The sequence below is a fragment of the Pseudomonas sp. W15Feb9B genome, from assembly GCF_000828175.1.
GTDB classification, from domain to species: domain Bacteria; phylum Pseudomonadota; class Gammaproteobacteria; order Pseudomonadales; family Pseudomonadaceae; genus Aquipseudomonas; species Aquipseudomonas parakoreensis.
Window position 1 is genome coordinate 1 of record NZ_JTKF01000035.1, and the last position, 12901, is coordinate 12901.

13 protein-coding genes and 1 pseudogene are annotated in these 12901 nt (G+C 60.9%); 3 read left to right on the plus strand and 11 right to left on the minus strand.

Annotated features, from left to right (window positions below):
• Positions 1 to 107: 107 nt before the first annotated feature.
• The 6 genes from OC71_RS17740 to OC71_RS17765 all read right to left on the minus strand — a co-directional run bounded on the left by OC71_RS17740 (position 108) and on the right by OC71_RS17765 (position 5415).
• A complete protein-coding gene (locus OC71_RS17740) occupies positions 108 to 848 on the minus strand; it encodes a hypothetical protein (RefSeq protein WP_027610405.1) in 741 nt (246 codons plus the stop codon).
• 73 nt (positions 849 to 921) lie between these two features.
• Positions 922 to 1302 (minus strand): RidA family protein, encoded by a 381-nt coding sequence (locus tag OC71_RS17745; RefSeq protein WP_003229509.1) that lies wholly within the window; start codon positions 1300 to 1302, stop codon positions 922 to 924.
• 24 nt (positions 1303 to 1326) lie between these two features.
• The gene (gene spoT, locus OC71_RS17750; protein ID WP_041071922.1) at positions 1327 to 3432 is read right to left on the minus strand and encodes a bifunctional GTP diphosphokinase/guanosine-3',5'-bis pyrophosphate 3'-pyrophosphohydrolase; all 2106 of its coding nucleotides are present in this window, start codon (positions 3430 to 3432) and stop codon (positions 1327 to 1329) included.
• A 57-nt stretch (positions 3433 to 3489) separates the two neighbouring features.
• The gene (gene rpoZ, locus OC71_RS17755; RefSeq protein ID WP_008030604.1) at positions 3490 to 3753 is read right to left on the minus strand and encodes a DNA-directed RNA polymerase subunit omega; all 264 of its coding nucleotides are present in this window, start codon (positions 3751 to 3753) and stop codon (positions 3490 to 3492) included.
• Between the two features lie 167 nt (positions 3754 to 3920).
• Complete coding sequence (gene gmk, locus OC71_RS17760) at positions 3921 to 4541, minus strand: guanylate kinase (RefSeq protein ID WP_041071927.1); 621 nt, start codon at positions 4539 to 4541, stop codon at positions 3921 to 3923.
• Between the two features lie 10 nt (positions 4542 to 4551).
• Positions 4552 to 5415, minus strand: a complete 864-nt coding sequence (locus tag OC71_RS17765) for a YicC/YloC family endoribonuclease (protein ID WP_041071929.1) — start codon at positions 5413 to 5415, stop codon at positions 4552 to 4554.
• A gap of 270 nt (positions 5416 to 5685) precedes the next feature.
• Here OC71_RS17765 and rph point away from each other — a divergent pair, with 270 nt between their 5' ends.
• A complete protein-coding gene (rph, locus tag OC71_RS17770; protein ID WP_027610407.1) occupies positions 5686 to 6408 on the plus strand; it encodes a ribonuclease PH in 723 nt (240 codons plus the stop codon).
• A gap of 29 nt (positions 6409 to 6437) precedes the next feature.
• Complete coding sequence (locus tag OC71_RS17775) at positions 6438 to 6806, plus strand: DUF4870 domain-containing protein (RefSeq protein WP_003229492.1); 369 nt, start codon at positions 6438 to 6440, stop codon at positions 6804 to 6806.
• 82 nt (positions 6807 to 6888) lie between these two features.
• Here the strand turns inward: OC71_RS17775 and OC71_RS17780 are convergent, their stop codons facing one another.
• Complete coding sequence (locus tag OC71_RS17780) at positions 6889 to 7668, minus strand: exodeoxyribonuclease III (protein WP_007920349.1); 780 nt, start codon at positions 7666 to 7668, stop codon at positions 6889 to 6891.
• Positions 7669 to 7750: 82 nt separating this feature from the next.
• On the opposite strand from OC71_RS17780, the gene pyrE reads away from it, so the two are divergent.
• The gene (pyrE, locus tag OC71_RS17785) at positions 7751 to 8395 is read left to right on the plus strand and encodes an orotate phosphoribosyltransferase (RefSeq protein WP_041071932.1); all 645 of its coding nucleotides are present in this window, start codon (positions 7751 to 7753) and stop codon (positions 8393 to 8395) included.
• 186 nt (positions 8396 to 8581) lie between these two features.
• On the opposite strand, the gene argB is transcribed toward pyrE, so the two are convergent.
• From argB to coaBC, 4 genes and pseudogenes are all read right to left on the minus strand, one after another.
• Positions 8582 to 9487 carry an acetylglutamate kinase gene (gene argB, locus OC71_RS17790; protein WP_003229488.1) on the minus strand — a complete coding sequence of 302 codons (906 nt, stop codon included), beginning with the start codon at positions 9485 to 9487 and terminating at the stop codon, positions 8582 to 8584.
• A 17-nt stretch (positions 9488 to 9504) separates the two neighbouring features.
• A pseudogene (locus OC71_RS17795) lies at positions 9505 to 10881 on the minus strand (phosphomannomutase/phosphoglucomutase); the annotation flags it as partial.
• A 330-nt stretch (positions 10882 to 11211) separates the two neighbouring features.
• Positions 11212 to 11667, minus strand: coding sequence for a dUTP diphosphatase (gene dut, locus OC71_RS17800; RefSeq protein ID WP_003229483.1), 456 nt, complete (start codon positions 11665 to 11667; stop codon positions 11212 to 11214).
• A 5-nt stretch (positions 11668 to 11672) separates the two neighbouring features.
• Positions 11673 to 12881: a bifunctional phosphopantothenoylcysteine decarboxylase/phosphopantothenate--cysteine ligase CoaBC gene (coaBC, locus tag OC71_RS17805; protein WP_041071937.1), complete on the minus strand. Its 1209-nt coding sequence runs from the start codon at positions 12879 to 12881 to the stop codon at positions 11673 to 11675.
• Positions 12882 to 12901 lie beyond the last annotated feature (20 nt).

Below are 12901 nucleotides of genomic sequence, written 5' to 3' on the forward strand. Positions count from 1 at the left end.
GGGCTTGCCCGCGATGGCGGCTTGGCAGTCAACTAAAGTGTTGAGTCTGATGGCCTCATCGCGGGCAAGCCCGCTCCCACAGGGTTATGTGTTGCTCTCAGGCGCGGTTACTGCTTCTCAAGCAACCACTTGCGCTCACCCGGGGTGAACTGCGGCATTTCATCCGCCAGTGCGGTATTCACTGCCTGGAAGATTTCCAGCGCCTTGCCTTTGCGGGCAAAGATCCAGTTGTTGCCCTGGCCGTTGAGCTGCAGCCACATGCTGTCGTGGTCGCTGTTCATCGAAGCGCAGTCGCCTGCCAGGCACAGCGCATAACGGTCGGCGCCGGGCAGACCGGAGACCTGGCCGTCGGCCTGGAATTGCACGGTGTTGCCTTCGCCGTCGCCGCTGGCAATCTTCCAGCTGCCGCCCAGGTAAGCCGAATACAGTGCGCGTTCGAAGCTGGCACCGATTGGCGCACCTTCCGGTACGGGGATTTGTGCGCGGTCGAACAACTGGTCGGGTTCGTTCTCGGTGGCGGCTTGTTTCATCCGGCCGCCGTCGCGTTTCAGCTCGCTGCCGGAGCTGCCATAGAAGTCGACTTTCCAGGCGCCGGACTGTTCGCCCTGCAGCCGTCCTTCGACGTTCTCGAAACCGTTGGTGTAGCGGGCCTGACCGGCCTTGGTATTGACGTCCCACTCCAGGTTCGGGCCATAGGCCTGAAGCGCTTCGCGCAGGGGGCCGCCCTTGGCAGCGGCATCGATCGCCACCTGGTTGATCCAGGTGCCGCTGATGTCACGGTCGGCGGGGTCGCTGGCACAGCCGCCGAGGAAAATGGCGAGCAGCGAGAGAGCAAGCGCTTTGCGCATGGTGGAATCCTTTCAAAACCTTTTCTTTACCGCAGAGCAGTCGGCGCAGCGGTTGAAGGCTGCGCCGTGTGCATTACTCGATGACCAGGATGGCATCCATTTCGACTTGCGAACCCTTCGGCAGGGCTGCAACGCCGATGGCGGCGCGGGCCGGATAAGGCTGGTCGAAGTATTTGCCCATGATTTCGTTGACCTTGGCGAAGTGGCTCAGGTCGGTGAGGAAGATGTTCAGCTTGACGATGTCCTTGAACGAACCACCGGCAGCTTCAGCTACGGCTTTGAGGTTCTCGAACACCTGGACGGTCTGGGCTTCGAAGCCTTCAACCAGCTCCATGGTCTTTGGGTCCAGAGGAATCTGGCCCGACATGTAGACAGTGTTGCCGGCCTTGATCGCCTGGGAGTAAGTGCCGATGGCGGCTGGGGCCTTGTCGCTGGTGATAACAGTCTTGGTCATGTATGACTCCTTGTTAGGTGTGAATTAGGCACGCATGCGGGTGATGCGGATGACCCCGGTCAGGGCGCGCAGTTTCTTGATCACGCGGGCCAGGTGCACACGGTCGTGGACGCTGACCACCAGTTGGACGACGCTGATGCGGCCATCGCGCTCGTCCATGCTGATTTTCTCGATATTGCCGTCGGCCGCGTTGACACTGCTGGCCAGCAGGGCGATCAGGCCGCGCTGGTGCTCCAGCTCGACGCGCAGCTCGACGTTGAATTCGCCGGTGACATCCTTGGCCCACGAGAGCTGGATGCATTTTTCCGGGTTGTGCCTGATTTCGCTGATGTTGCGGCAGTTGTCCAGGTGCACGACCATGCCTTTGCCCGCCGACAGGTGGCCGACAATCGGGTCGCCCGGGATCGGCGTGCAGCACTTGGCGTAGCTCAGCACCAGCCCTTCGGTGCCGCGAATCGCCAGCGGACCTTCCGGACTCGGCAACTGCTCGCCTTCGCCGAGCAGACGGCGCGCCACGACATAGGCCATGCGGTTGCCGAGGCCGATGTCTTCGAGCAAATCTTCGATCAGTTCCAGACGATATTCGGCGAGCATTGCCTTGACGCGCTCGGCCGGGATCTTCTCCAGCGCGCTGTCGAAACCGTTGAGCACTTTGTTCAGCAGGCGTTCGCCAAGGCTGATCGACTCGGAGCGGCGCTGCAGTTTCAGCGCATGACGGATGTGCGTGCGTGCCTTGCCGGTGACCACGAAGTTGAGCCACGCCGGGTTCGGCCGTGCGCCGGGCGCGCTGACGATCTCGACCGTGGAGCCGCTTTGCAGCGGTTCGGACAGCGGTGCGAGGCGACGGTTGATCCGGCAGGCGATGCAGCTGTTGCCGACATCGGTGTGCACCGCGTAGGCAAAGTCGACCGCCGTGGAGCCTTTGGGCAGCTCCATGATCCGGCCTTTGGGCGTGAACACGTAGACCTCGTCCGGGAACAGGTCGATCTTCACGCTCTCGATGAATTCCAGCGAGTTGCCGGCACGTTGCTGCATTTCCAGCACGCCTTTGACCCACTGACGGGCGCGGGCGTGAGTGCCTTTTGGCTGCTCGTCACCGCTGGATTTGTACAGCCAGTGGGCGGCAATGCCGTTGTTGGCCATCTCTTCCATTTCGCGGGTACGGATCTGGATCTCGATCGGTACGCCGTGCATGCCAAACAGCGTGGTGTGCAGCGACTGATAGCCGTTGGCCTTGGGAATCGCGATGTAATCCTTGAAGCGCCCCGGCAACGGCTTGTACAAATTATGCACGGCACCCAGCACGCGGTAGCAGGTATCGACCTTGTCGACGATGATCCGGAACGCATAGACGTCCATGATCTCGTTGAAGGCCCGACGCTTGCCGCGCATTTTCTTGTAAATGCCGTAGAGGTGTTTCTGGCGTCCGCTGACTTCGCCCTGGATGCCGTCGATGGCGAGGCAATGGCCAAGGGATTCTTCGATCTTGTTGACGATTTCCTTGCGGTTGCCCCGGGCGCGTTTGACCGCCTGGTAGATCCGCGCGGAACGCATCGGGTGCATCGCCTTGAAGCCGAGGTCTTCGAACTCGATACGAATCGCGTGCATGCCCAGCCGGTTGGCAATGGGCGCATAGATTTCGAGGGTTTCCTTGGCGATCCGGCGGCGTTTTTCCCCGGACAGCACTTCCAGCGTGCGCATGTTGTGCAGGCGGTCGGCGAGTTTGACCAGGATCACGCGAATGTCGCGTGCCATGGCCATGGCCATTTTCTGGAAGTTCTCGGCCTGGGCTTCGGCCTTGGTCTCGAAGTTCATCTGGGTCAGTTTGCTGACCCCGTCGACCAGTTCGGCCACGGTTTCACCGAACTGCGCTTGCAGTGCTTCCTTGGCGATACCGGTGTCTTCGATCACGTCATGCAGCATCGCCGCCATCAGGCTCTGATGGTCCATGTGCATGTCGGCAAGAATATTCGCCACCGCAAGCGGATGCGTGACGTACGCCTCGCCGCTGCGACGGCGCTGACCGTCATGGGCTTGTTCGGCGTAGAAATACGCTCGGCGGACCAGGTTGACCTGGTCGTTGCCGAGGTAGGTCGATAAGCGATCGGCGAGGGCGTCTATGCTCGGCATGATGACTCCTGCCGTAGGCTGTGTTCCCGCGCCGTGCTACGTCGACCAGGCATAGGCTTAGACGGCCTCGTTGGACTCGTCCTCGAAAGCAGCGAAGAGCGGTTCATCCTGGACGATTTCCTGCTCGGCGATGAACTCGTAGCTCATCAGGCCTTCAGCGATTTCACGCAGGGCGACAACGGTCGGCTTGTCGTTTTCCCACTGGACCAGTGGCTCTTTGCCGCCGGTGGCCAGTTGACGGGCACGCTTGGTAGAGAGCATGACCAGCTCAAAGCGGTTTTCCACGTGTTCTAGGCAGTCTTCAACGGTTACGCGGGCCATGGTATTCCTCGGAGCGAATGCAATATGCGCGCTGCCCGGTTGGGCGAGCGGACTCAACAGTTTAAAAAATCACCAGCGATTAGGGAAGCGCTGATTTTTTGACCAGACCCTTCAACGCGCTGCAGGCACCAATGTAAAGCGCTTGCAGCGGTTTTGGGAAGTGCTGATTAACCCAGCAATTCAGCCAGCAATCTGCCGAAACGCACTTGCTGGCGCTTCTGCTGCAGCTGATTGGCACGGAAAATCGCTTTCAGATCGTCCAGCGCGTGGGCGAAATCATCGTTGATGATCAAGTAATCGTATTCGACGTAGTGGCTCATCTCGCTGACTGCTTCGCGCATCCGGCCGTCGATGATCTCGTCACTGTCCTGGCCACGGTTGGTCAGGCGCTGGTGCAGGGCCTGCAGCGACGGCGGCAGGATGAAGATCGAGCGGGCTTGCGGCATCAACTTGCGGACCTGCTCGGCGCCTTGCCAGTCGATCTCCAGAATCAGGTCGTGGCCTTCGTCCAGCGTCTGCTGCAGACGGCTTTGCGAGGTGCCGTAGAAGTTGCCGAAGACTTCGGCGCGTTCGAGGAAATCGCCGTGCTCGCCCATCTTCACGAACTCTTCGCGGGTCACGAAGTGATAGTTCACGCCATCCACCTCACCCGGACGCATGGCGCGGGTGGTGTGGGAGATCGAGACGCGGATCTCCGGGTTGGTGTCGGTCAACGCCTTGACCAGGCTGCTCTTGCCCGCGCCCGAAGGGGCGGAAATGATGTACAGGGTGCCGGTGTGGTGGGTCATGTCTGTAGCCTTACTCAATATTCTGCACTTGTTCGCGCATCTGCTCGATCAACACCTTGAGGTTGACGGCGGCCTGGGTGCTGCGCGGGTCGAAGGCCTTGGAGCCCAGTGTGTTGGCTTCGCGGTTGAGTTCCTGCATCAGGAAGTCGAGGCGCCGGCCAGCAGCACCGCCGGACTTGAGCACCCGGCGGACTTCAATGATGTGGGTGCTCAGACGATCCAGTTCTTCGGCCACATCGCTCTTTTGCGCGAGAATGACCATCTCCTGTTCCAGACGCTGCGGATCCAGTTCGGCCTTCATGTCGGCGAAGCGGTCGAGGACTTTCTGGCGCTGGGTCGCGAGCATCTGCGGCACCAGTTCACGCAGGGTCACGACGTCTTCTTCTATGGAGGTCAGGCGCTCGTTGATCAGGCGTGCCAGCTCCGCGCCTTCGCGCTCGCGGCCGGCCTTGAGTTCCTTGAGACCTTGATTGAACAGGGCCAGCGCATCGGCATTCAGCGCCTGTGGATCAGTCGCATCGGCCACCAGCACGCCGGGCCAGGCCAGCACTTCCAGCGGGTTCAGTGCCGCCGGGTTGTTGATCAGCCCGGCAACGGTCTCGGCGGCGGCGACCAATTGCGCGGCGCGCTCGCGGTCGACCTGCAACGGCTTGCCGGTGCTTTCTTCGGTGAAGCGCAGGGTGCATTCCAGTTTGCCCCGTGACAGGCCCTGACGCAGGGCTTCACGCACTGAGCCCTCGAGGTCGCGGAACGACTCCGGCAGGCGCAGGTGCGGTTCCAGATAGCGGCTGTTGACCGAGCGCAGTTCCCAGCTCAGGGTGCCCTGGGCGCCGGCTTTCTCAACGCGGGCGAAGGCGGTCATGCTGTGCACCATGGCGGTGACCTCGCAATGCAGATCGGCGCAGAAGGGATGTTCCGCAGGCTCGATATCAATGAATTTAAGCCGACTGGCAGCAAAGGCGCAGGATTGTAGCGCAGTGCGGCGGATGCGCCCAAACACACGGTGTGACAAAGGGCTGCAGGCCGTCGGTTATGTGCGTTTCAGGGCGTTGTGTCGACGGCCGGAATTTTTAACCCGTGCCCAGGCACGGTGCAGCGCTCTATAATGCTCGGCAGTTTTCCGTCCCCAGTACAGGTATTCCCTATGAAACGTCCAAGTGGTCGCGCTGCCGATCAGCTCCGCTCGATCCGCATTACCCGCAACTACACCAAACACGCCGAGGGATCCGTACTGGTCGAATTCGGTGATACCAAGGTCATCTGCACTGTCAGCGTCGAAAACGGCGTGCCGCGTTTCCTCAAAGGCCAGGGCCAGGGCTGGTTGACCGCCGAGTACGGCATGCTGCCGCGCGCCACTGGCGAGCGTAACCAGCGTGAAGCGAGCCGTGGCAAGCAGGGCGGTCGCACCCTGGAAATCCAGCGCCTGATCGGCCGTTCCCTGCGCGCTGCGCTGGACATGTCCAAGCTGGGCGACGTGACCCTGTACGTCGACTGCGACGTGATCCAGGCTGACGGCGGCACCCGCACCGCCTCCATCACTGGTGCCATGGTGGCCCTGGTTGATGCACTGAAAGTGATCAAGAAGCGTGGCGGCCTGAAAGGCGGCGACCCGCTCAAGCAAATGATCGGCGCTGTGTCGGTCGGCATGTATCAGGGCGAGCCGGTGCTGGATCTGGACTATCTTGAAGATTCCGCTGCCGAGACCGACCTCAACGTGGTGATGACCAGCACTGGAGGCTTCATCGAAGTCCAGGGCACCGCCGAAGGCGCGCCGTTCCAGCCTGAAGATCTGAACGCCATGCTGGAACTGGCGAAGAAAGGCATGAACGAAATCTTCGAACTGCAAAAGGCCGCACTGGCCGACTGAGCAGGTTCGTAACCCGCAAGGAGGACGCGATGAGTGATGAGCAAGAGTTGCTGCCCAAACCGAGCCAGGAGGTTCGTCAATGGGCGATGTTTTGTCACTTGTCCGCCTTGCTGGGGATCTGGATCCCGTTCGGCAACCTGATCGGGCCGCTGATTCTGTGGCAGATGAAGCGCGAAACTGATCCGTTCATCGACGCTCAGGGCAAAGAGGCACTGAATTTCCAGATCACCGTGGCGATTGCTGCCGCGATCTGTCTGCTGCTGATGGTGTTGATCATCGGCTTCTTCTTGCTGGGCCTGCTGGCCATCGGGGCGCTGGTGTTGACGATCATTGCCGGGGTGAAGGCGAACGAAGGGTTCCCCTACCGTTATCCGTTCACCTGGCGGTTGATCAAATAACGATCAGCACAAATGACCTGTAATCAGCGCGCACAAAAAAGCCGACTGTGATGTCGGCTTTTTTGCATTCACGAATCGACGCTTAGATGGTCAGCGTCCAGTCGTAGTCGACGATCAGCGGCGCGTGCTGCGAGAACCGTGGCTGCCGCGGCAGGCGTGCACTGCGCACGAAACGCCGCAGGCCCGGGGTCAGGATCTGGTAGTCGAAACGCCAGCCCAGATTCAGCATCTCGGCCTGTTCGTTGTCCGGCCACCAGCTGTACTGGTCGCCTTCGCGACTGACTTCGCGCAGGGCATCGACGTAACCCATGTTGCCGACAATCTCGTCCATCCAGGCGCGTTCTGGCGCCAGGAAGCCCGGGGATTGCTGGCTGTCGCGCCAGTTCTTGATGTCGAGCTTCTGCTGCGCCACGTACAGCGAGCCACAATAAATGTACTCGCGACGTTTGCGCCGCTGCTTGTCCAGGTACTTGCCGAAGTCGTCCATGAGCTTGAACTTCTGGTTCAAGTCCTCATCGCCGTTCATCCCCGAAGGAAGCAGCAAGGTGGCAATACTGACTTTGTCGAAATCTGCTTGCAGGTAGCGCCCGTAGCGGTCGGCCGTCTCGAAACCGAGACCGCTGATGACAGCCTTCGGTTGCAACCGCGAATACAAAGCCACGCCACCTTGGGCAGGGACTTCAGCATCGCAGGCATAAAGGAAGTAGCCATCCAGTTGGAAGGCTGGGTCATCCAGTTCAAAGGCGGAGGCACGGGTGTCCTGCAGGCAGATGACGTCGGCATTCTGAGCTTGCAGCCAACTGAGCAAACCACGCTCGACTGCCGCCTGAATACCATTGACGTTCACACTGATGATCCGCATAAATGGCCCCAAAAATCGCGTGCGTGTATGATACACGGCGTCAAGCTAATTAGCTAAATCCGTGGTATTTGGGGTTTTTTTCATGCAAGCGTATCAGCGCGATTTCATTCGTTTTGCCATCGATCGCGGCGTTTTGCGCTTCGGTGAGTTCACCCTGAAGTCCGGGCGCACCAGTCCTTACTTCTTCAACGCCGGCCTGTTCAACACGGGCTCGGCCCTGGCGCAGCTGGGGCGTTTCTACGCGGCAGCCATCGCCGAAAGCGGCATTTCTTTCGACGTCCTGTTTGGCCCGGCCTACAAAGGCATCCCGCTGGCGGCAACCACTGCCGTCGCGCTGGCCGAGCATCACGACCGCGACCTGCCTTGGTGCTTCAACCGCAAGGAAGCCAAGGCCCACGGCGAAGGCGGCAGTCTGGTCGGCGCACCGCTGACGGGCGACGTGCTGATCATCGACGACGTGATCACCGCCGGCACCGCGATCCGTGAAGTGATGCAGATCATCGCTTCCCAGGATGGCGCCAAGGCCGCTGGCGTGTTGATCGCCCTGAATCGTCAGGAGCGTGGCAACGGCGAGTTGTCGGCAATCCAGGAAGTCGAGCGTGATTTCGGTATTCCGGTGATCAGCATCGTTTCGCTGAACCAGGTGCTGGAATTCCTCGCTGACGATCCGCAGCTCAAGCAGCATCTGCCAGCCGTGGAAGCGTACCGCGCCCAGTTCGGCGTCTGATGTCGTAGGTGCTTTTGTAGCGAGGGAGCTTGCTCCCGCTTGAGTGCGCAGCGCTCACAATATTTTGGGGCCGCTTCGCAACCCAGCGGGAGCAAGCTCCCTCGCCACAAAAGAGATGGAATGCCGCAGGCAAAAAAAGACCCCGCTCAGTCAGGCTGAGCGGGGTCTTTTTGTTTGCGCGACGGCTTACGGACGCTTGCGATTGCTGATCAGCGTACCCACACCGGTATCGGTGAAGATTTCCAGCAGGATCGCGTTCGGTACGCGACCGTCGATGATCAGCGAGCTGCCGACACCGCCCTGAACTGCTTCCAGTGCACAACGGATCTTTGGCAGCATGCCGCCGTAGATGGTGCCGTCGGCGATCAGGTCGTCGACCTGCTGGGTGCTCAGGCCAGTCAACACAGTGCCCGACTTGTCCATCAGGCCGGCGATGTTGGTCAGCAGCATCAGTTTCTCGGCTTTCAGCGCCTCAGCGACCTTGCCGGCCACCAGGTCAGCGTTGATGTTGTACGACTCGCCGTTCTCACCGACGCCGATTGGCGCGATCACCGGAATGAAGTTGCCTTTGACCAGCAGATTCAGCAGTTCAGTGTTGATCCCGACCACTTCACCGACCTGACCGATGTCGATGATTTCCGGCTGGGTCATCTCCGGAGTCTGGCGGGTGACGGTCAGTTTCTTCGCACGAATCAGTCCGGCGTCTTTACCGGTCAGGCCGATGGCGCTGCCACCGTGGCGGTTGATCAGGTTGACGATGCTTTTATTGACCTGGCCGCCGAGGACCATTTCCACCACGTCCATGGTCGCCGCGTCAGTGACGCGCATGCCATCGACAAAGTGGCTTTCGATCGACAGGCGCTTGAGCAGATCACCGATCTGCGGGCCGCCGCCGTGAACCACCACCGGGTTGATGCCCACGGCTTTCATCAAGACGATGTCGCGGGCGAAGCCGGTTTTCAGCTCCTCGCTTTCCATCGCGTTGCCGCCGTATTTGATCACCAGGGTCTTGCCGACATAACGTCGGATGTAAGGCAACGCTTCGGACAGGACCTGGGCGGTGTGGGCGGCGGCTTCGCGTTCGAGGGTCATTCAGGGCTCCGGGTGAATCAGAACGGTAGTTGGAGATCAGGTGCAACGCGTTTCAGTTGGGTGTGGAACACCGCCTTGATACGCGCAAGTTCTGCCTCGTCATCGGCCTCGAAACGCAGCACCAGCACCGGTGTGGTGTTGGAGGCGCGCACCAGGCCCCAGCCTTTGGCGTAATCGACTCGCACGCCGTCAATGGTGGTCAGGTCAGCGCCTGGGCCCCACTGTGCGTCGTGCAGTGCATCAATGATGCTGAATTTGCTCTCTTCGGTCACATGGATATTGATTTCCGGCGTAGAAATATCGTTCGGGAAGGTCGCAAACAGCTCTTCGGCGGTGGATTTTTCCTTGCTGAGGATCTCCAGCAGGCGTGCGGCGCTGTAGATGCCGTCATCGAAACCGAACCAGCGCTCCTTGAAGAAGATGTGTCCGCTCATTTCACCGGCCAATAGAGCACCGGATTGTTTCATTTTCTTTTTGATCAACGAATGACCGGTCTTCCACATTAGCGGGCGACCACCGTATTCCTTGATCAGTGGCACCAGGCGGCGGGTGCATTTGACGTCGAAGATGATTTCCGCATCGGGATTGCGCGCCACCACGTCGCGGGCAAACAGCATCAGCAGGCGATCCGGGTAGACGATGCTGCCGGTATTGGTCACCACGCCGACACGGTCGCCGTCGCCGTCGAAGGCCAGGCCGAGATCGGCGTTGGTTTCCTTGACCTTGGCGATCAGGTCGACGAGGTTCTCGGGCTTGCCCGGGTCCGGGTGGTGGTTGGGGAAGTTGCCGTCGACTTCGCAGAACAGCGGGATGACCTCGCAGTTCAACGCTTCGATCAGTTGCGGGGCAATCACGCCGGCCGCACCGTTGCCGCAGTCGACCACGACTTTCAGGCGGCGGGCCAGTTTGACGTCCTGGACGATTTCGGTGGTGTAGCGGTCAAGGATTTCGACTTGAGTGACGCTGCCCTGACCGCTGGTCAGGTCATTGGTCTTGATGCGCTCGTGCAGCACCTGGATCTGCTCGTTGGCGAGGGTGTCGCCGGCGATCACGATCTTGAAGCCGTTGTAGTTCGACGGGTTGTGGCTACCGGTGAGCATTACGCCAGACTTGCCGGCCAGCACGTTGGCCGCGTAGTACAGCGCCGGGGTCGGAACCAGGCCAACGTCGCTGACATGGCAGCCGCTCTCGGCGATACCGCGGATCAGTTCGGCAACCAGCTCCGGGCCGGACAGCCGCCCGTCGCGGCCGACCGACACGTTCGGTTCACCCTGGGCCAGGCTCTGCGAGCCGATGGCGCGGCCAATCCAGTACGCGGTTTCGGCATTGAGGAATTCCGGCACGGTGCCGCGAATGTCATAGGCGCGGAAGATGCTGTCAGGTAGCTTCGGGGCGATCTTGGCTGGGGTGCTCATCTGCACAAATGCTCCATCTCGAAAGTGGCGGGACAGACCGACGATTCACTCGGCGGCAGGCTCAAACTGAAGGGTATGACGGCGTTTTCCACAGAGAGTTCGTGGTGTGAAAGGGCCATGACGCCTCGGCTGGCGTGGCTTTCGGCCGGCAAAACCTTGATTTTCGGTGTTAAAACCTGCTGCCGATGTAGCGCATTTTTTGTGGCGAGGGAGCTTGCTCCCGCTTGGGTGCGCAGCGCCCACAAGATTTTGGGTCTGCTGCGCAGCCCAGCGGGAGCAAGCTCCCTCGCCACAATGATGTATATCCGGTTATTTAGTGCCGGTATGACCGAAGCCGCCCGCGCCGCGCTCGGTTTCGACGAACTCTTCCACCATTTCGAAGTGCGCCTGTACTACCGGCACCAGCACCAGCTGCGCCAGACGCTCGCCGACGGTCATGGTGAAGTCGCTCTGGCCACGATTCCAGCAGGACACCATCAGCGGGCCCTGGTAATCCGAGTCGATCAGGCCGACGAGGTTGCCCAGCACGATGCCGTGCTTGTGGCCCATCCCCGAGCGCGGCAGGATCAGCGCGGCGAGGTTCGGGTCGCCGATGTAGACCGACAGACCAGTAGGGATCAGCACGGTTTCACCCGGCTTGATCACGATGTCCTGCTCCAGCATGGCGCGCAGGTCGAGGCCGGCGGAGCCCGGGGTGGCGTATTGCGGCAGCGGGAATTCGGTACCGATGCGTGGGTCGAGGATCTTGGCTTGCAAAGCGTGCATGTAAATTAAACCTGGTTCAGACGTTCGGCGATAAAAGTGACCAGTTGGCGAGCGATCTTGCCCTTGCTGGTCTGGGCGAAAACGGTAGCGTGAAGCTCACGGTCGATCACGCTGCAGGCGTTTTCTTCGCTGTTGAACCCGATGCTCGGATTGGCCACGTCGTTGGCGACGATCAAATCGAGATTCTTGTCTTTCAGCTTGCGTGCAGCGTAGTCGAGCAGGTGTTCGGTCTCGGCGGCGAAGCCGACACTGAACGGACGGTCGGGACGGGTCGCGATGGTGGCCAGGATGTCCGGGTTACGCACCATTTGCAGGACGAAGCCGTCGCCGCTTGTAGGGTCTTTCTTGAGTTTTTGCGGGGCAACGACTTCCGGACGGTAGTCCGCCACCGCTGCCGAGGCGATGAACACATCGCACGGGATGGCGGATTCGCACGCCGCGAGCATGTCGCGGGCACTGACCACGTCGATGCGGGTGACGCGATCCGGCGTTGGCAGGTGCACCGGGCCGCTGATCAGCGTGACGCGGGCGCCGGCTTCCACCGCGGCTTCGGCGAGGGCAAAGCCCATTTTCCCGGAGCTGTGGTTGGTGATGTAGCGCACCGGGTCGATGTTTTCCTGGGTCGGGCCGGCGGTGATCACCACGTGTTTGCCGGTCAGTGCCTGACGCTGGAAGCAGTCCGCCGCGCACTGCGCCAGATCGGTGGCTTCCATCATCCGGCCCATGCCTACGTCGCCGCAGGCCTGGCTGCCAGAGGCCGGGCCGAAAGTTTTCAGGCCACGGCTTTCAAGCAGTTGCAGGTTGGCTTGGGTTGCCGGATCGCGCCACATCGCCTGATTCATTGCTGGCGCGACGGCCACTACGGCGTCGGTAGCAAGAACCAGCGTGGTCAGCAAATCGTTGGCGATGCCCTGGGCCAGACGGGCGATCAGGTCGGCGGTGGCCGGGGCGATCAATACCAGATCGGCCCACTTGGCCAGCTCGATGTGGCCCATCGCCGCTTCGGCGGCCGGGTCGAGCAAGTCGAGGTGAACCGGGTGCCCGGACAGCGCTTGCATGGTCAGCGGGGTAATGAACTCGGCGCCGCCATGGGTCATGACCACGCGCACTTCGGCGCCCTGGTCGATCAGGCGACGAACCAGATCGGCGCTCTTGTAGGCCGCAATGCCGCCGCCGACGCCCAGAACGATGCGTTTCCGATACAGCCGCTGCATAGGTCTGCCTTTCATTTCGT